We start from the raw sequence: 22,837 nt of genomic DNA, 5'->3' as shown, positions 1-22,837 counted from the left end.
CGGGCGGGTGCGCTAGTGTTAACGAGTCAACGCGGGGTGGAGCAGCTCGGTAGCTCGCTGGGCTCATAACCCAGAGGTCGCAGGTTCAAATCCTGTCCCCGCTACCACCGAAAAGGCCCGCCAGATAATTATCTGGCGGGCCTTTTCACCTGCCGGCCCGACTGGCGTTCCGCTGATCGACAAGTATTGTGGCGACTGGTGAAGCGGTCCCCACCGCCCGGCCCCGGGTATCCGGAGTCGGGCATTCGGTGGATCTGGTTTCGCCGTCGACCATGGCACGCTCACGGGCGGAACTACGACGACGTTGTTCCTGTGGATGGCAACCGGAGGTCCGCGGTGAGCAGTGCTCATCAGGATGGCGGTTCGATAGGCGGGCCGACGGTCCGCAGGATGCAGCTGGGCGCCCGGCTGCGCCGGTTGCGGGAGGCCAACCAGGTCACCCGCGAGACGGCCGGCTACCTGATCCGGGCCTCCGAGTCCAAGATCAGCCGGATGGAGCTGGGCCGGGTCGGCTTCAAGGAGCGCGACGTCGCCGACCTGCTCAAGCTCTACGGAGTCACCGATGAGGCGGAGCGTTCGGAGCTGCTCTCCGTCGTCCGCGAGGCCAACCAGCCCGGCTGGTGGCACCGCTTCGGCGACCTGCTGCCCACCTGGTTCCAGTACTACCTGGACCTGGAGGCCGCGGCCAGCCTGATCCGTACCTACGAGGTCCAGTTCGTCCCCGGCCTGCTGCAGACCGAGGAGTACGCCCGCAGCGTCATCATGCTCGGCTACGGCGAATCCGGTGGCGAGGAGGTGGACCGTCGGGTCGAGCTCCGGATGATCCGCAAGCAGGTGCTGGACCGGTCCGACAACTCCCGGCTGTGGGCGGTGGTCGACGAGGCGGTGCTCCGCCGGCCGATCGGCGGTCGCAAGGTGATGCGTGGCCAGTTGGAGTCGTTGCTGGAGGCCACCGAGCTACCCGGCGTACGGCTGCAGGTGATCCCGTTCACCGCCGGTGGACACGCGGCCGCCGGTGGCGCGTTCACCATCCTGCGCTTCCCCGACGAGGAACTGCCGGATGTCGTCTACTTCGAGTACCTGACCAACGCCCTCTACATCGAGAAGCGCGACGAGGTGGACCGGTACGCGGCGGCGGTGAGCCGACTGTTCATCGAGGCGGAGCCGCCGACCAGCACGCCGGACATCCTGCGCCGCATGCTGCGCGAGCTCTAGCGCCGTCGATGATCGGCCGCCTACCGGTGTGGCGACCGGCCGGGGTTGCGCCCGACTAGCACCATGTAGCCATGGCATTTCTACGACGATGGGGCGCCCGGCTGGGCGCGATCCTGACCGCGGTGTCGCTGGCGGTCTTCGTACCGGTGGCGGCGTGGGCGGCGTCCGGTCCCGGCGAACTGGCGGTGGAGGCGGCCCGCCGCCGGCCGCGAGGCGGTTTCGGCATCTTCGGGGCGCTCTGCTGCCTGGTGGTGATCGGGGTGATAGTCCTGATCGTGTTGCTGATCATGCGCGGTCGGCGGTCCGGTCGGCGGTAGCCCCGAGCCGGGCTCGGGAAGGGTTCATCCGGCGGTGAGCGCGGCGTTGGCCTGGGCGATGAACCGGGCCGCCGCGTCCCGGGTGGTGGCCCGGCCGAACTGGGCGTCCTCGGCCGCGGTCAGCAGCAGGGCGCGGACCCGGGCGTGCCCCTTGGGCGGCGGCACCGGAGCGGGACCGAACCGCTCGGCCATCCCGGTCTCGAAGACCGCGGAGCGTCGCATGCTCTCGTCGGTGAGCGACTCCTGGACCGCGGCCCGCACGTCGAGGTTCGCGCTCAGCCCGCGTTCCGTACCGAGGATCCGACCGGCCGCCACATCGTTGGTCAGAAAGTTGATCACGTCAATGACGATCTCGGGATGCCGGGTGCCCCGGAACGCGGCCCAGTACATCGAGGCCCGCGCCCACTGGGCCTCCGGTGCCCCCGGGTAGGTGACGACGGCGAGCTCGTCCTCGGTCAGCTTCTGCAGCTCGGGTAGCTGGTTGGACCACATGAACGACGTCGCGGCCTGCCCGGTGGCGACCAGTTGCCGGGTCACGTCACCGCTGTTCGCCTGGGTGATGACGGCCGGTTCGGGGGTGGCCTGCGCCGCGCGGGCGCGCTGCCACAGGTCGAACCAGCGGGTCAGGTCCTCGACCGTGAAGCCGACCTGCCGGCCCTGATAGAGCTCCTTGCCCTCCGACCGCAGCCAGAGCCAGAGCGCCTTGTAGTCGGCGGACGGGTCCATCGTGCCGGCGGTCTCACCGTCGGTGCGCTCGGTCACGGCGACCGCCCAGTCGATGAACTCCTCGTACGTCATGCCGATCCGCGGTTCGGGCAGGCCGAGCCGCTCCAACAGCGACTTGTTGTAGATCATGCCGGGGGTGTTCTCGGCGGCGGCCACCCCCATCGTGCGGCCACCGATCTGGCCGTACTGGGCGAGGCTGCTCGGCAGGTTCGTCAGGTTGAGGCGGTTGTCGTTGACGTAGTCGGTCAGGTCCAGGGTGATGCCGCGTTCGGCGTACTCGGTGAGGTAGTTGTCGTCGATCTGGAACAGGTCGGGGGCGTTGCCGCTGGCCGCCTCGGTGGAGAGCCGGTCGTAGTAACCGGTGTTGCCCTGCCAGGTGACCCGGAAGGTGACCTCGGGGTGCCGTTCGGTGTAGAGGTTCAGCGCCTGCTCGGTCAGCTCGGCCCGGCGCTCCGCGCCCCACCAGAAGATCGAGAGCTGGACCCGCTCGTCGACCGGCCCGTCGTCCTCGCCGCCGCAGGCGGTGAGGACGGTCAACGCGAGCAGGGCGGCGAGCGCGGCACCGAACAGGCGCCGGGCACCGGGCCGGCGCGGCGCCGGGGAGGGCAGGCAAGGGGGCACGACAGCTCCTGACGGCACCGGTCAACTCAGCGGTGATCGGGACTATTTACACAGGTCACGCGGCCGGGTGTCAACGTCCGTCCGGTCCGTCCCGGCGGTTGTCGCGGCACATGGTCTACTGGGCCGGTGGAACTGCTGCATTCCGGCAAGGTCCGGGACGTGTACGCCGACGGCGACGACCTGATCCTGGTCGCCTCGGACCGGATCTCGGTCTACGACGTGGTGCTGCCCACCCCGATCCCGGACAAGGGCCGGCTGCTCACCGCGCTGTCGCTGTGGTGGTTCGACCAGCTCGCCGACCTGGTGCCCAACCACGTCATCTCCGCCACCGACGTGCCGGCCGAGTTCGCCGGCCGGGCGGTGCGCTGCCGCCGGCTGGAGATGGTCCCGGTCGAGTGCATCGCGCGCGGCTACCTGACCGGGCTGGGCCTGCGGGAGTACCAGCGCGACGGTGCCGTCTCCGGGGTCGAGCTGCCGCGCGGCCTGGTGGAGGCGTCGATCCTGCCGGCACCGATCTTCACCCCGACCACCAAGGCACCGGTGGGCGAGCACGATGAGTTCATGACCTTCGCCGAGGTGGCGGCGAAGGTGGGGGCCGAGACCGCCGAGCGACTGCGGGAGACGACCCTGGCGGTCTACCGGCGGGGCGCCGAGCTGGCCGCCGAGCGGGGGATTCTGGTGGCCGACACCAAGCTGGAGTTCGGCTGGGCGCCGGACGGCATGCTGCTGCTCGCCGACGAGGTGCTCACCTCGGACTCGTCCCGGTTCTGGCCGGCGGACGCGTACCAGCCGGGCCGGACCCAGTTCTCCTTCGACAAGCAGTACGTGCGGGACTGGGCGGCCGGCAGCGGCTGGGACAAGACCCCACCCGCGCCGCAGGTGCCGGCCGAGGTCGTCGAGGCGACCCGGTCCCGCTACGTCGAGGTGTACGAGCGCCTCACCGGCCACACCTGGTGACCCGCCGGTCCCCAGCTTGACGACGCTGGCCCGACAGTCCGGTGGAGAAACTGCCGGCTCAGCCTCCGGCCCGCAACTCGGCGACGCTGACGCCGAGACCAGATCGTTCGAGGCGGTCCAGCACATCCTCGACGCTGCCCGGTGGATTCCGCCATGAATTGGCGATCTGCTGGACAGCGGCGTACACCGTGCTGCGATCCAGGCTTATCTGATCGCGGACGAACTCGTCCGGGGACACTGCCTCAATGTCCCAGGACCGCAGTTCATCGGCGGGAAAGTGACGGAGGTTGGAGGTGACGATGATCTGGGCGCGTGCGCGGATGGCGGCGGCGAGCACATGCCGGTCGTCGGGATCGGGCAGCTTCAGAGAGTCGATGAGGCGCTCATGGCCGCTGACCCGCCAGTCTCGCGCGGCGGTGCCCATGAGCGCGCGGGTGCGGGCCAGCTTGGCGGTGTCGAGATCGGGCCGTTATCGACGCAGCGCGGAGAACACTTCGTCGAGTATCTGCTCGGTCCACTTGGCGTCCACGAGGCCGGACTGGGCGATTCGGAGTAGAAGGTCACGCAGGGTGCTCGGGTAGAGAACGCTGGCGTCGTAGACGGCTACGAAGGTCATGGCGTCAGGTCAGATCCATCTCTTGCGCGAGCTGCGTCAGTTCGTCGGCCGCTGCGCGACGTCGTGCGTCGTCCTGGTGCTTGTAGGCCAGGAGCGAACCGGCCATGACACGTCGATGGGTACCGACCTTCCGGTATTCGATCTCGCCGGCGTCCAATAAGCCGATCAGGTATGGCCGGGAGACGTTGAGCAGCTCTGCGGCCTGCTGGGTGGTCAGCTCGGCGTGTGCCGGCACGACTGAAACGCTGTGCCCGTTGGCCATATGCGCGAGCACCCGGGCGAGCAGCTCAACGGCGCCACGGGGGACCACGAGCTGACCGCCGTCCTCATCGTCGATCAGCCGGACGGTGGCTGAACTGTCCTGGTGGGTTCGGAGGTACGCCTGGACGCGAGGAAGCGCCTCGGCCGCGACCGCAACCGACTGTGGGTCGGGTGCGACCGGGCTTACTGCCAGAGCCATGACCACCACCTCATCTGCCATCCGCATTATTCGAAGCAAGTGTAACAAGCGAAACGCCCGCCGTCCTGTCCGTCGTGGTACGCGGTCACGTGTCCCCACCGGGGCGCCGAGCGGGGCATTCTGATGGCCGACACGAAGCTGGAGTTCGGGTGGGCGCCGGACGGCATGCTGCTGCTCGCCGACGAGGTGCTCACCTCGGACTCGTCCCGGTTCTGGCCGGCGGACGCGTACCAGCCGGGCCGGACCCAGTTCTCCTTCGACAAGCAGTACGTGCGGGACTGGGCGGCCGGCAGCGGCTGGGACAAGACCCCGCCCGCGCCGCAGGTGCCGGCCGAGGTCGTCGAGGCGACCCGGTCCCGCTACGTCGAGGTGTACGAGCGCCTCACCGGCCACACCTGGTGACCCGCCGGTCCCCAGCTTGACGACGCTGGCCCGACAGTCCGGTGGAGAAACTGCCGGCTCAGCCTCCGGCCCGCAACTCGGCGACGCTGACGCCGAGACCAGATCGTTCGAGGCGGTCCAGCACATCCTCGACGCTGCCCGGTGGATTCCGCCATGAATTGGCGATCTGCTGGACAGCGGCGTACACCGTGCTGCGATCCAGGCTTATCTGATCGCGGACGAACTCGTCCGGGGACACTGCCTCAATGTCCCAGGACCGCAGCTCATCTCGTGCACGTCCTGCGCGCCGCAGGCCAGATCGCCGATGATCCCGTCGTCGACACCCCGGGTCAGGCAGCGCCTCGAGCGCTGGATCGGCATGTACACCCGGTAGAGGAACAACGGCAGCAGCGTTGCTACGGCTGCCTACCGCCCATGGTGTCGGGCGGCTGACTCGTCGTGCCCATCGCTTGCCCACTGGCCGCCCAGGGGTCTCCCGCAGGGTGTTGGTTGCCGGTCCGCCACCGCGGCCCGGCGACACCAACCAACACCCACTGGAGGAACCCGCGATGCGACGTACCGTTCGCGTCCTGCTCACCACGGCGCTGGCCGCCGGTCTGAGTTTGCTCACCGCCGGCCCGGCACTGGCCGCGCCCGCCGGCGACGTCGGGGCGGCGGCGACCGCACCCGAGTACGGCTTCGTCTTCGCCGACCAGCCGACCAACCCGTCGTACACCCCGAACCCCCGGATGTCGGCGAACTCGAAGGGCTTCACCAACACCGTCACCCGGCACGGCACCGGCCGCTACACAGTCCGGATGCCGCTGCTCGGCCTCTTCGTCGGCGGCAACGTCCAGGTGACCGCGTACGGCGAGCACAGCAACCGCTGCAAGTCGGACACCTTCGAGGTGAACGGCGGCGACGCACACGTCGGGGTGCGCTGCACCACGGCCGGCGGCGCGCTCGTCGACAGCCAGTTCGTGGCCCAGTACCACCGGGCCGGCTCGGCCAACCCGCACCAGAGCGCGTACCTCTTCGCCGACCGGCCGGGCACCTCGTCCTACACCGCCGACCCCGACCACTCGTACAACTCGAAGGGCGGCACCAACGGGATCACCCGGACCTCGGTCGGGGTCTACCGGGTCTCCTTCGGCGGGTTCAGCCAGCTCGGCGGGCTGGTGCACGTGACCGCCGCCGGCTTCAACGGCAACCACTGCAACGTGCGGGGCTGGGCGGCGAGCACCGCCGACGTGCGCTGCTACACGCCGGCCGGCCAGCTGGTGGACGAGAAGTGGTGGCTGCGCTACCACGACCAGCACGTCGCCAACGACGGCGTCGAGCACGGCGGGTACGTCTGGGCCGACGACTTCGACGCGCCGCTGGGCACCGACTACGAGCCGAACGCGCTGCACTCGTTCAACTCGCAGTTCGAGACCAACGAGGTTCGCCGGATCGCGACCGGCCGCTACCAGGTCAGGCTGACCCGGGTACCGGCCTTCGACGCCGGCTCGCCGATGGCGACCGCGCACCACACCCCCGGGGTCGCCTGCAAGGTGACCGAGCTCTTCTCCAGCGGCTCCGGGTCCCGGGTGGACGTCGACTGCCGCAACTCCGCGGGCGCCCTGGTGAACGCCCGGTTCACGGTGAGCCAGACCACCAACCGCTGACCGCCGGTCGGCACCGCCGACCCGGCGCCCGCGATCCCGGGCGCCGGGTCGGCCCGTCGGCTCAGCCGGCGACCCGGTCCAGGGCGAGCACCGGGATGGTCCGGATGCCCCGCGTCTTCTCGGCGTACTCGCCGAAGTTCGGGAACCGGCTGGCCTGCTCGGCGTAGACCCGGTCGCGTTCCTCGCCGGTCAGCTCGGTGACGGTGACCGGGAACGTCTCGGTGCCGACCTCGACTGTCGACCTGCCGGCGGCCACCAGGTTGGCGTACCACTGGGGGTGGACCGGGGCGCCGGCGAACGATGCGAAGACGTGGATCCGGCCGTCGTCGCCGGGCAGGTACACCGCCGGCGTCACATACTGTTTGCCGCTGCGGCGGCCGGTGTGGTGCATCAGCACCATCGGGGCGCCCTCGAAGATGCCGCCGACCTTCCCTCCGTTCGCCCGGAACTCCGCGATCACCTTGTCGTTCCACGACCCGGCTTCTGCCATGGTTCCTCCTGCTCTCGTTGCTACCGTCCCAAATGGAACTGAACCCGGTCCGGCGGTCCGGCATTCCCGCTACCGGGGCCGGCCCGCGCTTCCAGCGGTGGGGCCAACCCCCAACCCCGGGCCAGCAGGTCGTCGCAGGCCGCGAGCGCGGCCGCCAGCCGGGTCCGCGGCCGACCGGTCACTTCCCGCACGGGTACGCCGGCAGCGCCCAACACCTCGCGGAACCGTCCGGTCATCCACTCTCGCAGGTGTTCCCCGTCGCGCAACCCGTCGTCGTCGAACGGCACGCCCGCATGGTCGGTGAGCAGGTACAGGTCGGGCAGTCGGGCGGCGGCGACCGTGGCCGGCGAGGCGGCGCCCAGATAGCGTTCCTGCCAGACCTGGGTGACCCGGGAGTCGGTGTCGCAGACCAGGATCGGGGCGCCGTCGCGCGCCGCGTCGTCCTCGGCCCGGTTCTGGGCGCGCGCGACCGCGACGAAGTCCTCCGGTGACCACTCGACGTCGGAGACCGTCGCCGCCGGGTCGACGGCCCGCAGCGCGGCCAGCTTCTGCGCGGTCAACTCCCGGCCGTACTCCGGAACCCAGCGGGTGTTCGACCAGACCCCGCCGCGGCGGCGCAGCGCGGCGGCCAGGTCGCGGGCCAGCGTGGTGGTGCCGGTGGACTCGGCGCCGGCCACCACGACCCGGCGGGTGAACCAGGCCCGGACCGGCGGGGCCAGGTGCGGCCAGTGCGCGACCGGGTCGGCGCGGATGGCGGTCCCGGAGACCGGCACGGTGGCCCGGTCCGGGTCGACGCAGACGTGCACGGCCGAGAACCGCCGGGCCAACTCGTCGCCGTACGCCTCGGAGCTGTAGACGGCGTCGACCGGGTCGCCGGCGGCGGACCGGAACAGCGCGCAGTGCGCGTCCCAGATCGCCGGGTCGTGGTAGTCGACCGGGGTGTCGTCGAGCACCCCGACGAACCGTACCCAGGGCGTCGCCGCGTGCGTCTCGCGCAGCCAGGCCAGCCGCAGCTCCAGTGGGATCGACTCCACCCGGGACGGGGCCACCACCACGGTCACCCGTTCGCAGCCGGCCGCCGCCGCGTCGATCAGCCGGTGGTGACCGGCGTGCGGCGGATAGAACTTGCCGACCACCATTCCGTGCGGGTATCGACGCGGCATGGCTCAGGCGGGGACCGGGGCGGGGACCGGGGTCGACCCGGTCGGGTTGCGCAGCTCGGCCCGCCAGGCCCGCAGACCCAGCACGCACAGCGCCAGGAAGGCGAGGTACAGGATCGCGGTCAGCCACAGGTCCTTGTAGCCGTAGAGCGGGATGTAGATCAGGTCGGCGGTGATCCAGAGCCACCAGCTCTGCACCAGCTTGCGGGCCTGGCCGTAGGTGGCCAACAGCGACAGCGCCGTGGTGAGGGCGTCCGGCAGCGGCACCGTGGAGCCGGTGTGGTGCGCCAGCACGTACCAGATCGCCCCGGTCAGGGCGAGCCCGGCGGCGGCCAGGCCGACCCACTCGCGCCCGGTGGTGGAGCGCACCCGCAGGGTCGAGCGGTTCGCCCCGCCGTACGCCCACTGCCACCAGCCGTAGCCGCCGAGCAGCACGTAGACGACCTGCAGCCAGGCGTCGGCGTAGAGGCCGGCGGTCCAGAAGACCACCATCAGCAGCAGCACGTTCAGGATGCCTATCGGCCAGTTGGCGATGTGTTGCCGCACGACGAGCGCCACGCAGAGCAGGCCGGTGCCGAAGCCGAGCAGCTCCGCCCAGCTGGTCGGGGTGCCGAAGGCGGTCACCGCCGTGGAGTTGAGCCAGTCCAGCACCGCGCCGCCCACCCGTCAGTCCTCGTCGACCCAGTCGAGCGAGCGTTGCACGGCCTTGCGCCACTGGCGCAGCTCCCGGTCGCGGTGCGCCGGCTCCATCGCCGGTTGCCACTGCGCGTCCGAGCGCCACTTGGCCCGCAGCGTCTGCTGGTCCGGCCAGAACCCGACCGCCAGGCCGGCCGCGTACGCGGCGCCGAGGCAGGTCGTCTCGGCCACCGTCGGGCGGACCACCGGTACGTCGAGCACGTCGGCGAGGAACTGCATGAGCAGCTCGTTGGCGGTCATTCCGCCGTCCACCCGCAGCCGGCGCAGCGCCACGTCGGAGTCGGCGTTCATCGCGTCGACCACCTCGCGGGTCTGCCATGCCGACGCCTCCAGCGCCGCCCGGGCCAGGTGGCCCTTGGTGATGTAGCCGGTCAGGCCGGCGATCACCCCTCGGGCGTCGCCGCGCCAGTGCGGCGCGAACAACCCGGAGAACGCCGGTACGAAGTAGCAGCCGCCGTTGTCGTCGACGGTGCGGGCCAGCTCCTCCACCTCGGCGGCCGTCGCGATCAGGCCGAGGTTGTCGCGCAGCCACTGCACCAGCGACCCGGTGACCGCGATCGCCCCCTCCAACGCGTACGCGGGCGGCTGGTCGCCGATCCGGTAGCCGACGGTGGTGAGCAGCCCGTGTTCCGAGGTGACCGGGGTGGCGCCGGTGTTCATCAGCAGGAAGCTGCCGGTGCCGTAGGTGCACTTCGCCTCGCCGGGCTGGAAGCAGGTCTGGCCGAACAGCGCCGCCTGCTGGTCACCGAGGGCGCTGGCCACCGGTACGCCGGACAGCGCCCCGCGGGCCGGGCCGTACACCTCGGCCGAGGACCTGATCTCGGGCAGCATCGCCGCCGGGATGCCCATCGCGGCCAGCAGCTCCGGATCCCAGTCGAGCGTGCCGAGGTCCATCAGCAGGGTCCGGCTGGCGTTCGTCACGTCGGTGACGTGCCGGCCGGTGAGGTTCCAGATCAGCCAGGAGTCCATGGTGCCGAAGAGCACCTCGCCGCGTTCGGCCCTGGCCCGCAGTCCGTCGACGGTTGCCAGCATCCACTGGAGCTTCGGACCGGCGAAGTAGGTGGCCAGCGGCAGCCCGGTGGTCCGGCGGAACCGCTGCTCGCCGAGGTCGCGGTCCAGTTCCCGCAGCAGCCCGGTGGTGCGGGTGTCCTGCCAGACGATCGCGTTGCCGACCGGCTCGCCGGTGGCCCGGTCCCAGACGACGGTGGTCTCCCGCTGGTTGGTGATGCCGACCGCGGCGAGCTGCGCCGGCTCGATGGACGCGGCGGCCAGCGCCTCGCCGACCACGGCCTGGACGGCGGCCCAGATCTCGGCCGCGTCGTGCTCGACCCAGCCGGGCCGGGGGAAGATCTGCCGGTGTTCCCGCTGGGCCACCGACACGACGCCGCCGTCGGCGTCGAAGACGATGCACCGGGAGGAGGTGGTGCCCTGATCGATCGCGGCGACGTGGTGACCGGTCATCGGAGCACCGTACCGTGACCCGGGCCTCAGTCCACCTGCTCCGTGGCCGGGCTGGGCGCGACGCGGCCGAGCGCGGCGCTGACCCGTACCGTCGTCCCGGCCGGTCCGGTCCGGACCGCCATCTCGTCGGCGAGGTTGCGGGCCAGCCAGAGACCCCAGCCACCGGCGGTGCCGGGGGTGGGTCGGTCCCGGTCGGCGAGCCGATCGGCCGCAATGCCCGCGCCGTCGTCGGAGACCTCGCAGACCACCTCCCGCGGCTCCTGCCACATCCGCAGGTGTCCGCGCCCCCCGCCGTGCCGGACGGCATTGGTGATCAACTCGTTGACGGCGAGCACGAAGTCGTCCAGCCGCTGGCCGGCCAGACCCGTCGCCGCGGCGCAGGAGGTGACCGAGTGGCGCAGCTCGGTGACCTGGCCCCGGTTGAAGGTCTGGGTGAGAAGGGGGGAGACGTCGATGGGCACAACCGTACGCGGTGCGATGTCGTCTGCGTCGGTCATGGTCCGCCCCGCCACTGATCGTCGGTGATTCGCGGCTTTCTCACCCTACGTCAGGAAATGCGGCTACGCACCACCGCGGTCGTCCCGGCCGGTGGTGTCGGCGCCACCGGCCCGGTGTGGCAGGGTCGGCGGGTGCCACCGTCGTCGTCGGGTCCGGGCCGGACCGGGGACCCGCCGGGCAGCTTCCAACTGCCGCTCTGGCGGGCCATCGCCGTCTTCCGGTTCGCCGCGCTCGGCTACGTCGTCGTCCTCGCCGTCCGCAACCTGTCCCAGTTCGCCCGGCCCGGGGCGGCCGCCGTCGTACTGGTGGCGATGGCCGGCTGGACGGTGCTCACGGCGTACGCCTACGCCCGGCCCGACCGGCGACGGTGGCCGCTGCTCAGCGCGGACCTGGCCGTCGCCCTGGCCGCCCTGCTGGTCTCGCCCTGGGTCATCGGCCGGTCGGCGCTGGCCGCCGGGGTGCCGACGCTCGGCGTGGCCTGGCTGGCCGCACCGGTGCTGACCTGGGCGGTCTCCGGAGGGCGGCGGCGCGGCCTGGCCGCCGCGCTGGTACTCGCCGCCGCAGACCTGGCGGTCCGGGTCCGGATCACCGGGTCGAGCTTCACCGGCGGCATCCTGATGGTGCTGGCGGGATTCACCGTCGGCCACGTGACCCGGCTGGCCGCGTCCGCGGAAGAACGCCTGCAGCGGGCCGTCGAGCTGGAGGCCGCGACCCGGGAGCGGGAGCGGCTCGCCCGGGGCATCCACGACTCGGTGCTGCAGGTCCTCGCGATGGTCCAGCGACGCGGTGCCCAGCTCGGCGGGGAGGCGGGCGAGCTGGCCCGGCTGGCCGGCGAGCAGGAGGCCGCGCTGCGCTCCCTGATCGCCACCGGGCCGGCCCAACCCGCCGAGCGCACGACCGGCGGGCCGGCCGGCGCCGGGCGGACCGGGGGGCCGGCGGGTGGGGACGAACTCGATCTGCGGGTGCTGCTCGGCGGCTACTCCTCGCCGACGGTGTCGATGGCGATGCCGGCGACCCCGATCCGGCTGCCCGCCCCGGTGGCCCGGGAACTCGCGGCGGCCGTCAAGGCAGCCCTGGACAACGCCGCGCAGCACGGCGGCGGGCGGGCCTGGGTGCTGGTCGAGGAGGAGGACGAGGCGGTGACCGTGTCGATCCGCGACGACGGGCCGGGCATCCCGCCCGGCCGGCTGGAGGCGGCGGCCGGGCAGGGCCGGCTGGGCGTCGCCCAGTCGATCCAGGGGCGGATCACCGACCTGGGCGGTTCGGCGAAGATCAGCTCGGCGCCGGGGGAGGGGACCGAGGTCGAGCTCCGGCTACCCCGACGATGACCGGCCACCCGGCCGGCGACCTAGGGTGGACCGCGGACGACCTGGGGCGGGCAGCGGACGACCAGGACGCACCGCGAGGACGATGCTGGGGAGGGCAGGCGTGTCGATCCGGGTGATGGTGGTCGACGACCATCCGATGTGGCGGGAGGGCGTCGCCCGTGACCTGACCGAGGCCGGGCACACCGTGGTCGCCGCCGTCGGCGAGGGCCGCCAGGCGGTCCGGGTGGCCGCCGCCGCCCGACCGGAGGTGGTCGTACTCGATCTGCAGTTGCCCGACATCTCCGGGGTGGAGGTGATCCGCGGCCTGCGCGAGGTGCTCCCCGGCGTCCGGGTCCTGATGCTCTCCGCCAGCGGTGAGCAGCAGAGCGTGCTCGACGCCGTGAAGGCGGGCGCGGCCGGCTACCTGGTCAAGTCGGCCGGCCCGGCGGAGTTCCTGGCGGCGGTGCGGCGGACCGCCGCCGGGGAGGCGGTCTTCACCCCCGGGCTGGCCGGCCTGGTGCTGGGCGAGTACCGGCGCCTGGCCACCGAACCGGCCGGCGGCGGTGCCGAGGATCAGCCGCGACTCACCGATCGCGAGACCGAGGTGTTGCGGCTGGTGGCCAAGGGGCTGTCGTACAAGCAGATCGCGGCCCGGCTGGGGCTGTCGCACCGGACGGTGCAGAACCACGTCCAGAACACGCTGGGCAAGCTGCAACTGCACAACCGGGTGGAGCTCACCCGGTACGCGATCGAACGCGGACTCGACGAGTGAGCCCGCCCGCTCAGTCGGGCAGCGGGGTGTTACCGGTCGAGTCCGGGGGCGGGGTCTCGTTCACGGCCAGCTCCTCGGCGCTGGCGCCGCCGCCGGCCGGGCCGGCGTCGAAGGCCACCGAGTCGGTCTGGTCGTCGTACCGGGCACCCTCGTCCGGCTCCACGATGCGGCCCACCGGATCGCCGGTCGAGCCGTCCAGGTTGCCGTGGTCGTAGATCGACACCGGCGAGTCCGGATCCGAGGTGGGACCCGGGTCGAGCACGTCGGCGTCGAGCTGGGCCTCGGCCGCGGCCTCGTCGCTGTCCGCCTCCAACCCCAACCGGTGGTCGGCGGGCGCGGAAAGCGGGTCGTTCACCGGAACGTCGGACCGTTCCCGATCGATCTTGTAGTCCAGGGGTTCGCCGTCGAGCTGCTCCTCCGGGGTGGTGCCGAACCGGTCCACCGCCACCGGCCGGTCAGCCGGCAGGGGCGCGGGGTCGTATCCGTCCGCCTCCCGACCGCTCTCGGCCGGATCGTCGGCGCTGGTGTCGTCGTCCGCGGTGTCGGGTAGCCCTTCGGCCTCGGGGTCGGACACCGGCGTCGGGTACTCGTGATCGCGCATGACTCGTCACTACCCACTGCCTCCCGGCAGTAACCGGTTACCCGAGGGCGGGCTCGTCCTGCGGGTACAGGACCGCCCAGACGACCTTTCCGTCGGTCAGGCCGGTGGCACCCCAGCGGCGTACCGCGCTCTCGATCAGGAGCAGCCCACGGCCGCCCGGCGAGGTCGGGGGGGCCGGTCCGACCGGGTTCGGGTGCCGGGTCGAGTAGTCCCGGACCGCGAGGCGCAGGGCGCCGGCCCGCCAGGCCAGCCGGACGGTCATCCGGGTCCGGGCGTGGACCACCACGTTGTTCACCAGCTCGGTCACCGCCAGGCAGGCCGAGTCGGTGAGTTGCCGCAACCCCCAGCGCGTGCAACCCTCCGTGATCAGCTCCCGGGCGGCCCGGGCGGCGCCCACCACCGGCGCCAGCTCGGCACTGAGTCGCCGGGCCGGCGGGAGGTCGGCGCCGAGCCGGGCGAGGTCCCGGTCGCCGACCGGACGGTACGACAGCAGCGGCCGGCCGGTCGGCCACTCCGCCGCCTCCTCGACCACCTCGGCGAAGAGGCCGAGCACGGCCGGCTCGGCGACCCGCAGGCCGGAGATGTCGATCGCGACCGCGGTCGGTTGGTCAGCCAGCTGGGTCAACAGCTCGTCACGTACGGTAGCCGTCGCCGGTTGGTCGAGGACCCCGATGAGGCGGAGCAGGGTGTGTAGTTCGTCCCTTTCCACCGTAAAACGTACGTCGGTCGACATGATCGTTCCATTGTGCCCTCGTCTCCGCCCGTCCGCATCCGGCCGGTCTGTCGGAAGATCCGCCCCGGCCGGCCGTCCGGCGCCGTGGCAGTTGACACGTTTCGGCTCGGCGCGGGCGGGTTAATGGGAGCCTCTGATCGGAAGACCTTTCCCCGCCGGAGTCAGCCGCCCCGGAGGGCAGCCGCTCTCCCCGGAGGGAAAGCACCCGCTCGTCGACCCAGCCGGAGGTGGTCCATGCGCGTCGGCCTGGTCTGTGCTCACACCGGAGCGCTCGGACACCTCGGGTCGGACCCCGCCGACCAGCATGATCCTGCGACCGACCAGCATGATCGTCGGTCCGATCGGCGGCGCGGCGGCGGCCGGCCGGCCGAGCAGGTCGGCACCCACCAGCACATCGCCCAGGTCGCCGCCGAGCTGACCGCCCGCGGCCACGACGTACGGGTGTACGAACGCCGCGACCACCCGGACCTGTCACCGGCCACCGAGGTCGCCGGCTACCGGGTGGAACGGGTTCCGGTCGGCCCGGCCGACCGCATCCCCACCGGGGAACTGGTGCCCTACGTGCCGGAGATCGGCCGCTGGCTCACCGACCGGTGGGCCGGCGAGTGGGCCCCGGAGGTGGTGCACGGGCACTTCTGGGTCGGCGGCCTGGCGGCGGCCAACGCCGTCCGCGAGACCGACATCCCGGTGGTGCAGACCTTCCACTCCCTCGGCGTCGAACAGCTCCGCCACCTCGGCGACGCGTACTCGGGCCCGGGGGAGCGGATCCCGCTGGAACTCGCGCTGACCCGGGCGGTCGACATGGCGGTCGCCCAGTGCACCGACGAGGTGGACGAGTTGACCCGGATGGGCCTGCAACGCGCCGCCGTGGCCGTGGTGCCGGCCGGCGTCGACACCGCCCGGTTCACCCCCGAGGGGGAGGCCGAGGAGCGCGGCCGGCGACCCCGCATCCTCTCCGTCGGCGGGCTCGCCCCCGGCCACGGCCAGGACGACCTGATCCGCGCGATGCGGCTGGTCAGCGACGCCGAGCTGGTGATCGCGGGCGGCCCGGCCGAGGCCAGCCTGGCCGACCACGCCGAGGCGCGGCGGCTCCGCCAGCTCGCCGACCGGGCCGGGGTGGCCGGCCAGGTCCGGATCGTCGGCGGCGTCCCACACGATCAACTGCCCTCCTGGTACCGCTCGGCCGACCTGGTCGCCTGCACCCCCCGGTACGCCTCGGCCGGCCGGATCCCGCTGGAGGCGATGGCCTGCGGCGTACCGGTGGTCGGCTACTCGCTCGGCGGGATCACCGACACCGTCGTGGACGAGGTGACCGGGCGGCTGGTCCCGCCGGGCGACGTGCACGGCCTCGGGGTGACCCTGCGCCGGCTGCTGGCCAACGACGCGGAGCGGTTCGCGTACGGGCACGCGGCCGTGGACCGGGTCCGGTGCAGCTACACCTGGGACCGGACGGCCGGCGCATTGGAGCGGCTGTACGAGCGGGTGGTGCGCCGCCGCCGGCCGGTGGAGGTCTGACCGGCCGGTACCAGCGCCGGATCGGCCGGCGTCGGTTCGGCCGCTGTCGGATCGGCCGCTGTCGGTCGGGGGCCGGCGGCGGGTTGGTGCTGCGGCGCGGCGTACCTGGTCAGACCGAGCACGGCGGCCAGGGTGACCAGGAAGCCCACCGCGGCCAGCCACTCCCGGCCGGGCCAGATCTTGTCGTTGAGCAGGAGCAGGCCGACGATCGCCGCGGGCACCGCGCCGGCGGCGTCCATGGCCGCCACCGCGGCCGTCGTCGAGCCGCGCTGCATCGCCAGCCCGAGCAGGAGCTGACCCACCAGGGAGTGGGCGATCAGCAGGTAGAGCAGCGGGTCGCGCAGGAACGCGTCGAACGAGGGCGCCGAGGCGAGCGGGCGGGCGGCCACCGCCGCGGCGGAGAAGGCCAGGCCGGCCAGCGCGCCGAGGGCGACCGAGCCGGGCGCGCCGTGCAGGCGTACCGCGAAGGCGCCGGCGGCGCCGATCACCGCGAGCGTCCCGGTCAGCGCCACCAGACCGGCGGTGCCGAGCTGCGCGGCGGCCGCCGGCCGGGCGGCCAGCACCAGCGCGGTGACGCCGACCAGCAGCAGGATCAGCAGGGCCACCTCGGCCGCCGGCAGCCGCCACTTGAGCACCACCACGCCGAGCACGGCGGTCACCCCGAGCCCGGCCGCCACGCTGGCCTGGACCAGGAACAGCGGCAGGTCCCGGCGGGCCAGGAAGGCGAGCCCGAAGCCGAGCACCTGACAGGCCACCCCGACCAGGTAGCTACGGTGTCCGGCCAGCCGCAGCAGCAGCCCGGGGTCGAACGTGTGGTGTACCCAGGTGCGGGTCGCGGCGACCGACTGGAGCAGATTGGCTACCCCGTAGGCGACGATCATCGCCGCCAGGAAGCACCAACTCGTCGACACCACCCGGCGAGGATAGAGGTTGCCCGGGCCGGCCGCGCGCGATGGTCATCCGAGCCGGTGCAGCAGCTCCTCCTGCAGCCTGCCGTTGCTGGCCACGGCGCTGCCGCCGCCCGGTCCGGGCCGCCCGGCCAGGTCGGTGAAGGCGCCGCCGGCCTCGGTGACGATGGGGATCAGCGCGGCCATGTCCCACAGGGACAGTTCCGGTTCGACCATCATGTCCACCGCGCCCTCGGCGACCAGCATGTAGCCGTAGAAGTCGCCGTACGCCCGGCTGCGCCAGCACTGCCGGATGAGGTCCAGGACCGCCGGCAGCCGGCCGTTCTCCTCCCAACCGGTGAGCGAGGAGTAGCAGAAGCTCGCGTCGCCGAGCCGGCTCACCCCGGAGACCCGGATCGGGGTGGCGGCGGCGGTGTGCCGGCCGGCGTATGCGCCGTGGCCGGTCGCGGCCCACCAGCGGCGGCCGAGCGCGGGCGCCGACACCAGGCCGACCACCGGCTGGTCGTCCTCGAGCAGCGCGATCAGGGTGGCCCAGATCGGCACCCCGCGGACGAAGTTCTTGGTGCCGTCGATCGGGTCGACCACCCACTGCCGGCCACCCCGGCCGGCCGCCGCCTCGGCGGCGCCGAACTCCTCGCCGAGCACCCCGTCGCGGGGGCGGGTCCGGGCCAGGGTGGCCCGGATGGCCCGCTCGACGGCGGTGTCCGCGTCGGAGACCGGGGTCAGGTCCGGCTTGGCCTCGACCCGCAGGTCGGTGGCCCGGAAGCGGGTCATCGAGATCGAGTCGGCCGTGTCGGCCAGCACGTGCGCGAGGGAGAGGTCGTCGGCGTAGCGGGCCATGGCGGAAACGTAACGGATCGCCGCGTCCCCGGTCCGCGACGGGGGGTCACTGCGCTTCCGTGTCGCCGGCCCGGGAGGCCAGCAGCCGCCGGTACGACTCCAGCCGACGCTGGTCGGCGTTGCCGGCGGCCACCCAGGCACTCAGCGCGCAGTCGTCCTCCCCGGTGGTGTGCTCGCAGTTGGGCGGGCACTCAAGCGTCCCCTCGACGAGGTCGGGGAAGCCGTGCAGCAGGCTGTCGGCCGAGACGTGGGCGAGCCCGAAACTGCGTACCCCCGGGGTGTCGATGATCCACCCCGGACCGCCGTCGGCCGCCCGGTCCGCGGGCAGCGGCAGCGCGACGACGCTTGTCGAGGTGTGCCGGCCCCGGCCGATCGCGCTGACCACCCCGACTGCCCGGTCGGCGTCCGGCACCAGCCGGTTGACCAGCGTCGACTTGCCCACCCCGGAGTGCCCGACCAGGACCGAGACCCGGCCGGTGAGGATGGCCCGCAGGTCGGTCAGGTCGGCGTCCGGGCCGACCAGCACGTGCCGCAGGTCCAACTCGGCGTAGTAGCCCAGGACCTGCTCCGGCCCGGCCAGATCGGACTTGGTCAGGCAGAGCAGCGGCTCGATCCCGGCGTCGTACGCGGCCACCAGGCAGCGGTCGATGAACCCGGTCCGGGGCGGCGGGTCGGCCAGCGAGTTGACGATGACGAGCTGGTCGGCGTTGGCCACCACCACCCGTTCCAGCCGTCCCTCCGGGGTGCTGTCGTCGTCGTCGGCGGTGCGGCGCAGCACCGAGCTGCGTTCGGCGATCCGGACGATCCGGGCCAGCGCGCCGCTGGCCCCGGAGGTGTCGCCGACCAGCCAGACCCGGTCACCCACCACCACGGACCTGCGCCCGAGTTCGCGGGCCCGCATCGCGGTGACCGGCTCGTCCGCGGCGTCGGCCGGCAGCAGCACGCAGGTGTAGCGGCCCCGGTCGACGGCGATGACGAAGCCCTCGACCGCGTCGGCGTGCCGGGGCCGGGTCCGGGTACGCGGCCGGGACGACCGGCCGGGCCGGACCCGTACGTCGTCCTCGTCGTACTCGCGTCGCCTGCCGGCCAGCTCGGCTCCCTCTAGTCCGGGGAGCGGCCGGTGGTGCCACGTAGCCGCGGCACTACCGGTGATCGCTCCCGCCGGTCACCATCGCTGACCATAGTGCCGGGAACTCGGGCAGGGTCTTCGAGGTACACGCCACGTCGGTCAGGCTGATTCCGGGCACGGCCAGCCCGAGGACCGCGCCGGCGTGCGCCATCCGGTGGTCGTCGTAGGTGGCGAACTGCCCGCCGTGCAGCGGTCGGGGCCGGATCTCCAGCCCGTCCGGCGACTCGATGACCTCGGCGCCGAGGCCGGTCAGCTCGCGGGTGAGGGCGGCCAGCCGGTCGGTCTCGTGGCCCCGGATGTGGGCCACCCCGCGCAGCCGGGACGGCGAGTCGGCCAGCGCCGCGAGGGCCGCCAGCACCGGGGTCAGCTCACTGACGTCGGAGAGGTCGGCGTCCAGCCCGTGTACGACGCCGGTGCCGCGTACCGTCAGCCCCTCGGTGTCCAGAGACAGCTCCCCGCCGAGCTGGCCGAGCAGCTCACGCAGCCGGTCGACGGGTTGCAGGCTGCTGGGCGGCCAGCCGGCCAGGGTCACCCGGCCGCCGGTGACCAGCGCCGCGGCGAAGAACGGCAGCGCGCCGGAGAGGTCCGGTTCGATGTCCCAGCCGCGGCCGGTGAGCCGGCCCGGCTCCACCACCCAGACGTCCGGGGTGGTGTCGTCGATGCCGGCGCCGGCCGCCCGCAGCATCTGGACGGTCATCCGCAGGTGCGGCGCGGACGGCACCGGCGGGCCGACGTGCCGCAGCACGACGCCCCGCTCGAACCGGGGCGCGGCCAGCAGCAGCGCGGAGACGAACTGGCTGGAGCCCGAGGCGTCGATGACGACCTCGCCGCCGGTGACCCGGCCGGTGCCCCGGACGGTGAGCGGCAGGCTGCCGGCGCCCGGCGCGTCGATCCGTACCCCGATCGAGCGCAGCGCGGCGATCAGCGGGCCGAGCGGGCGGGTCCGGGCGACGGGGTCGCCGTCGAAGGTGACCGGCCCGTCGGCGAGGCCGGCGATCGGCGGTACGAAACGCATCACGGTGCCGGCGAGGCCGACGTCGACGTGGCTCGGCCCGCGCAGCGGGTGCGGCCGCAGCAGCCAGCGTTCGTCGTCCACGATGGAGACGTGGGCACCCATGGCGCGCAGGCCGCCGGCCATCAGTTCGGTGTCCCGGGCGCGCAGCGGGCGGCGCAGGGTGGACGGGCCGGTGGCGATCGCGCTGAGGATCAGGGCCCGGGCCGTCATCGACTTGGAGCCCGGCAGGCGCAGCGTGGTGCCGACCGGGTCGGACGCGGTCGGCGCCTGCCACGGTTGCGGTGGGCGGGTCGCGGTGAGGTTCGCCACCGGACCAGTCTGCCGGTCCCGGTCGGCGTCCGGGCGGTGCGGTCGGCGGCTCCCGCTTCGCGGGACGCGGGCTGTCGGTCCCCCGCGCTAGCGTTGCCCCATGTGCGGCCGGTACGCGACCACCAGGAGCGCGGTGGACCTGAGCGCGCTCTTCGAGGCGTACGACGACACCGGCGGCCGGTTGACCGCCGACTACAACGTCGCGCCGACCGATCCGGTGCCGATCGTGCGGGTCTCCGCCCGGTTGGGCGGTTCGGCGCTGTCGGTGGCCCGCTGGGGGCTGCTGCCGTCCTGGGCGCGGGACGCCCGGGGCGCCGCCCGGATGATCAACGCGCGGGCCGAGACGGTCGCCACCACGGCCGGCTACGCCCGGTCGTTCGCGCGGCGCCGGTGCCTGGTGCCGGCCGACGGCTGGTACGAGTGGGTCCGCCGGGACGGCGCCGCCAAACAGCCGTACTTCATGACCCGTGCCGACGGCGGGGTGCTCGCCTTCGCCGGTCTCTGGTCGGTCTGGAGCGGTGCCGGCGAGCCGGTCCTGACCTGCAGCGTGGTGACCACCGAGGCGGTCGGGGACCTGGCCCTGGTGCACGACCGGATGCCGCTGGTGCTGCCGCCCCGGCACTGGGCCGGCTGGCTCGGTGACTCCGCCGCCGAGCTGCTCGCGCCGCCGGAGCCGGCGGACCTCACCGGGATCGAGCTGCGCCCGGTCGGCCCGGCCGTGGGGGACGTCCGCAACGACGGTCCGGGTCTGGTCGCCCGGGTGGCCGCCGCGCCACTCGGGGCGCCGCCCGAGGAGCCCGCGGAGCTGACGCTTTTCTGAGCCGGCGGGCATTGGCGCGTACTAATTTGTCGGCTTTGGAGCTGAATCGCCACCAAGACTTTTCGGCAGCTTCGTGAAGCCTCTTGTCTCCGGGCCGGTTTCTGCGATAGAACACAGCGCCGGCAGTGGGTGTCGATTCGCACCGTGCGGACGAGTCCCACTGATGTTGCCGGCCCCACGGGGGAGGTGGGTTGATGACACGGGCGCGGATGCCACGCCCGCACGAGGTTGCCGCGGCACGGCGGGACCCGAGGTTGGTTCGGGCCCTCAGCGAGCGGCATCTCGACGATGCCTGGCGCACCCGGGGCGTGTGCCAGAACGTGGACCCGGAGACGTTCTTCCCGGCGCCCAGCGAGCCGGCGGATGCCGCGGTCGCGCTCTGCCGGACCTGCGACGTTGCGGGACCCTGCCTGGCCTGGGCGTTGGAGGTGGGGGACTGCCACGGGGTCTGGGGCGGCACCACCCCGCGCGAGCGGCGGGCGATGCTCGTCGCCTGGCGCGGACAGGTCCGGCGGGATCCGGAGGCCGGCGACGACGCCGGTCCGCCGGTGCGGGACCGGCTGCTCACCCTGGTGCCGTTGCGGGCCGACGCCTGACGCCGGTTCCGGCCGCGCCCGGTCATTACCCGACCGCCGGCCGTAATCGGGGCCGTGCGGTTGGTCATCGCTCGATTCCGCGCGGTCGCCAATCGTCGGACGCCGTCGGCCGGCACAATTGTCGAATGCGCCGGACCAGCGAGATCAGCACGCCGAGGGGACCTGCCCGGGTCACGTACGACCGGCCCGACGGTGACCCGGTCAGCCTGTTGGTGCTCGGTCACGGGGCCGGCGGCGACGTGGACGCGCCCGATCTGGTCGCGGTGCGGGACGCGGCGATTGCGGCCGGCGTGGCGGTCGCCCGGGTGACCCAGCCCTACCGGGTGGCCGGGCGGCGAGCGCCGGCACCGGCCGGACAGCTCGACGAGGCATGGGCGGCCGTCCTCGCCGCGCTGCGGGCCGACGTCGCCGGTCCGTTGGTGGTCGGTGGACGTTCCAGCGGCGCCCGGGTGGCCTGCCGGACCGCGTCGGCGGTCGGCGCCGTCGGGATCGTCGCGCTGGCCTTCCCGCTGCATCCGCCGGGCCGTCCGGAACGGTCCCGGGCCGCCGAGCTGGCCACCGGGCTGCCCACCCTGGTGGTCAACGGGGACCGGGACCCGTTCGGGTTGCCGCCCGGCGGCGGGCCGGTCCAGGTGGTCGTCCGCCCCGGCGAGCGGCACGACCTGCGGCGGGACCCGGCGGGGGTGGCGGCGGTCGTGGTGGGCTGGCTGTGCGGGCACGGCTGGGCGGATCGCGGCCCGTGTCCACCGGCGTAGGCGGTCGTTGCATTTCTTGATGCCGGACGGCTTGCCGGGTCCGTGCCGGGCCCGGCGGGAGCGGCGTCATCCTCCCAGGCCCTTCCTGGTCCCAGCGGTGGGCTCGCCCATGGCCGGGGCCAGGTTGGGGCGGGACCGCCGGAATTCTCCGGCCGTCGCGCAGCGTTACAACCTCCGGAAGCTCACGATGGCGAGGGGGTTGGCCGGTGCCGACGCAGACGAGGAGTCCAGATCGGGGCGGTCGACGACCGTGGCCGGCCGGCCCGGTGGCC

Annotated in this window: 26 protein-coding genes, 1 tRNA gene and 1 pseudogene; 12 read left to right on the top strand and 16 right to left on the bottom strand. The window is 73.1% G+C overall.

The annotated features are described in order from the left end of the window. Nucleotides 1-30 precede the first annotated feature (30 nt). From O7627_RS28335 to O7627_RS28325, 3 genes are all read left to right on the top strand, one after another. A tRNA-Met gene (locus O7627_RS28335) sits at nt 31-107 on the top strand. Nucleotides 108-336: 229 nt separating this feature from the next. Further along, nucleotides 337-1,215, top strand: coding sequence for a helix-turn-helix transcriptional regulator (locus O7627_RS28330; protein WP_278096511.1), 879 nt, complete (start codon nt 337-339; stop codon nt 1,213-1,215). Between the two features lie 71 nt (nt 1,216-1,286). Next, nucleotides 1,287-1,532 carry a hypothetical protein gene (locus tag O7627_RS28325; RefSeq protein WP_278096510.1) on the top strand — a complete coding sequence of 82 codons (246 nt, stop codon included), beginning with the start codon at nt 1,287-1,289 and terminating at the stop codon, nt 1,530-1,532. Between the two features lie 24 nt (nt 1,533-1,556). Here the strand turns inward: O7627_RS28325 and O7627_RS28320 are convergent, their stop codons facing one another. Beyond that, nucleotides 1,557-2,879: an extracellular solute-binding protein gene (locus tag O7627_RS28320; RefSeq protein ID WP_278096509.1), complete on the bottom strand. Its 1,323-nt coding sequence runs from the start codon at nt 2,877-2,879 to the stop codon at nt 1,557-1,559. A 126-nt stretch (nt 2,880-3,005) separates the two neighbouring features. Here O7627_RS28320 and O7627_RS28315 point away from each other — a divergent pair, with 126 nt between their 5' ends. After that, nucleotides 3,006-3,836 (top strand): phosphoribosylaminoimidazolesuccinocarboxamide synthase, encoded by an 831-nt coding sequence (locus O7627_RS28315; RefSeq protein WP_278096508.1) that lies wholly within the window; start codon nt 3,006-3,008, stop codon nt 3,834-3,836. Nucleotides 3,837-3,894: 58 nt separating this feature from the next. On the opposite strand, the gene O7627_RS28310 is transcribed toward O7627_RS28315, so the two are convergent. From O7627_RS28310 to O7627_RS28300, 3 genes are read right to left on the bottom strand one after another with little or no spacing between them, the layout of a single operon-like run. Continuing rightward, nucleotides 3,895-4,260, bottom strand: coding sequence for a PIN domain-containing protein (locus tag O7627_RS28310; RefSeq protein WP_278096507.1), 366 nt, complete (start codon nt 4,258-4,260; stop codon nt 3,895-3,897). Nucleotides 4,261-4,305: 45 nt separating this feature from the next. After that, nucleotides 4,306-4,452 (bottom strand): hypothetical protein, encoded by a 147-nt coding sequence (locus O7627_RS28305; RefSeq protein WP_278096506.1) that lies wholly within the window; start codon nt 4,450-4,452, stop codon nt 4,306-4,308. A gap of 4 nt (nt 4,453-4,456) precedes the next feature. Further along, nucleotides 4,457-4,933 carry an excisionase family DNA-binding protein gene (locus tag O7627_RS28300; protein WP_278096505.1) on the bottom strand — a complete coding sequence of 159 codons (477 nt, stop codon included), beginning with the start codon at nt 4,931-4,933 and terminating at the stop codon, nt 4,457-4,459. Between the two features lie 78 nt (nt 4,934-5,011). On the opposite strand from O7627_RS28300, the pseudogene O7627_RS28295 reads away from it, so the two are divergent. Next, a pseudogene (locus O7627_RS28295) lies at nt 5,012-5,314 on the top strand (phosphoribosylaminoimidazolesuccinocarboxamide synthase); the annotation flags it as partial. A gap of 58 nt (nt 5,315-5,372) precedes the next feature. Here the strand turns inward: O7627_RS28295 and O7627_RS28290 are convergent. Next, nucleotides 5,373-5,552, bottom strand: coding sequence for a hypothetical protein (locus O7627_RS28290; protein WP_278096504.1), 180 nt, complete (start codon nt 5,550-5,552; stop codon nt 5,373-5,375). 310 nt (nt 5,553-5,862) lie between these two features. On the opposite strand from O7627_RS28290, the gene O7627_RS28285 reads away from it, so the two are divergent. Next, a complete protein-coding gene (locus O7627_RS28285) occupies nt 5,863-6,960 on the top strand; it encodes a hypothetical protein (protein ID WP_278096503.1) in 1,098 nt (365 codons plus the stop codon). Between the two features lie 61 nt (nt 6,961-7,021). Here O7627_RS28285 and O7627_RS28280 read toward each other — a convergent pair whose 3' ends face one another. The 5 genes from O7627_RS28280 to O7627_RS28260 are packed head-to-tail and all read right to left on the bottom strand — an operon-like array spanning nt 7,022 to nt 11,264. Further along, nucleotides 7,022-7,450, bottom strand: coding sequence for a nitroreductase family deazaflavin-dependent oxidoreductase (locus O7627_RS28280; RefSeq protein ID WP_278096502.1), 429 nt, complete (start codon nt 7,448-7,450; stop codon nt 7,022-7,024). Between the two features lie 20 nt (nt 7,451-7,470). Beyond that, nucleotides 7,471-8,589: an AAA family ATPase gene (locus O7627_RS28275; RefSeq protein WP_278096501.1), complete on the bottom strand. Its 1,119-nt coding sequence runs from the start codon at nt 8,587-8,589 to the stop codon at nt 7,471-7,473. Between the two features lie 27 nt (nt 8,590-8,616). Next, nucleotides 8,617-9,273, bottom strand: a complete 657-nt coding sequence (pnuC, locus tag O7627_RS28270; RefSeq protein WP_278096500.1) for a nicotinamide riboside transporter PnuC — start codon at nt 9,271-9,273, stop codon at nt 8,617-8,619. Between the two features lie 3 nt (nt 9,274-9,276). Then, entirely contained in the window at nt 9,277-10,767 is a 1,491-nt protein-coding gene (gene glpK, locus O7627_RS28265) for a glycerol kinase GlpK (protein WP_278096499.1), read from the bottom strand. Nucleotides 10,768-10,793: 26 nt separating this feature from the next. Beyond that, on the bottom strand, nt 10,794-11,264 hold the full coding sequence (locus O7627_RS28260) for an ATP-binding protein (protein WP_278096498.1): 471 nt from the start codon (nt 11,262-11,264) through the stop codon (nt 10,794-10,796). Between the two features lie 57 nt (nt 11,265-11,321). Between O7627_RS28260 and O7627_RS28255 the strand changes: the two genes are divergently transcribed. Both O7627_RS28255 and O7627_RS28250 read left to right on the top strand, forming a co-directional pair. After that, nucleotides 11,322-12,593, top strand: coding sequence for a DUF5931 domain-containing protein (locus O7627_RS28255; RefSeq protein ID WP_278096497.1), 1,272 nt, complete (start codon nt 11,322-11,324; stop codon nt 12,591-12,593). Nucleotides 12,594-12,708: 115 nt separating this feature from the next. After that, entirely contained in the window at nt 12,709-13,344 is a 636-nt protein-coding gene (locus O7627_RS28250) for a response regulator transcription factor (protein WP_278098465.1), read from the top strand. Nucleotides 13,345-13,354: 10 nt separating this feature from the next. On the opposite strand, the gene O7627_RS28245 is transcribed toward O7627_RS28250, so the two are convergent. Both O7627_RS28245 and O7627_RS28240 read right to left on the bottom strand, forming a co-directional pair. Then, nucleotides 13,355-13,945 carry a DUF5709 domain-containing protein gene (locus O7627_RS28245; protein ID WP_278096496.1) on the bottom strand — a complete coding sequence of 197 codons (591 nt, stop codon included), beginning with the start codon at nt 13,943-13,945 and terminating at the stop codon, nt 13,355-13,357. Between the two features lie 37 nt (nt 13,946-13,982). Beyond that, entirely contained in the window at nt 13,983-14,654 is a 672-nt protein-coding gene (locus O7627_RS28240; protein ID WP_278096495.1) for an ATP-binding protein, read from the bottom strand. A gap of 258 nt (nt 14,655-14,912) precedes the next feature. Here O7627_RS28240 and O7627_RS28235 point away from each other — a divergent pair, with 258 nt between their 5' ends. Then, nucleotides 14,913-16,193, top strand: a complete 1,281-nt coding sequence (locus O7627_RS28235; protein WP_278096494.1) for a glycosyltransferase — start codon at nt 14,913-14,915, stop codon at nt 16,191-16,193. Here O7627_RS28235 and O7627_RS28230 read toward each other — a convergent pair. The 4 genes from O7627_RS28230 to aroA form a co-directional block, all read right to left on the bottom strand. After that, on the bottom strand, nt 16,112-17,074 hold the full coding sequence (locus tag O7627_RS28230; RefSeq protein WP_347404722.1) for a hypothetical protein: 963 nt from the start codon (nt 17,072-17,074) through the stop codon (nt 16,112-16,114). The genes O7627_RS28235 and O7627_RS28230 overlap by 82 nt on opposite strands. Nucleotides 17,075-17,149: 75 nt before the next feature. Next, the gene (hisN, locus tag O7627_RS28225; protein ID WP_278096493.1) at nt 17,150-17,941 is read right to left on the bottom strand and encodes a histidinol-phosphatase; all 792 of its coding nucleotides are present in this window, start codon (nt 17,939-17,941) and stop codon (nt 17,150-17,152) included. 46 nt (nt 17,942-17,987) lie between these two features. Next, nucleotides 17,988-18,914, bottom strand: a complete 927-nt coding sequence (gene rsgA / locus O7627_RS28220) for a ribosome small subunit-dependent GTPase A (protein WP_278098464.1) — start codon at nt 18,912-18,914, stop codon at nt 17,988-17,990. A 169-nt stretch (nt 18,915-19,083) separates the two neighbouring features. After that, nucleotides 19,084-20,394, bottom strand: a complete 1,311-nt coding sequence (gene aroA / locus O7627_RS28215) for a 3-phosphoshikimate 1-carboxyvinyltransferase (RefSeq protein ID WP_278096492.1) — start codon at nt 20,392-20,394, stop codon at nt 19,084-19,086. Nucleotides 20,395-20,494: 100 nt separating this feature from the next. On the opposite strand from aroA, the gene O7627_RS28210 reads away from it, so the two are divergent. The 3 genes from O7627_RS28210 (at nt 20,495) to O7627_RS28200 (ending at nt 22,565) form a co-directional block, all read left to right on the top strand. Beyond that, a complete protein-coding gene (locus O7627_RS28210; protein WP_278096491.1) occupies nt 20,495-21,214 on the top strand; it encodes an SOS response-associated peptidase in 720 nt (239 codons plus the stop codon). A gap of 194 nt (nt 21,215-21,408) precedes the next feature. Further along, nucleotides 21,409-21,810, top strand: coding sequence for a WhiB family transcriptional regulator (locus tag O7627_RS28205; RefSeq protein ID WP_278096490.1), 402 nt, complete (start codon nt 21,409-21,411; stop codon nt 21,808-21,810). Nucleotides 21,811-21,935: 125 nt separating this feature from the next. Continuing rightward, nucleotides 21,936-22,565 (top strand): alpha/beta family hydrolase, encoded by a 630-nt coding sequence (locus tag O7627_RS28200; protein ID WP_278096489.1) that lies wholly within the window; start codon nt 21,936-21,938, stop codon nt 22,563-22,565. The last annotated feature ends 272 nt before the right edge of the window (nt 22,566-22,837 follow it).

It is taken from the genome of Solwaraspora sp. WMMD1047 (assembly GCF_029626155.1).
Taxonomy (GTDB): domain Bacteria; phylum Actinomycetota; class Actinomycetes; order Mycobacteriales; family Micromonosporaceae; genus WMMD1047.
The sequence above is the reverse complement of the archived record's forward strand: the minus strand, read 5'-3'. Positions and strand labels throughout refer to the sequence as shown.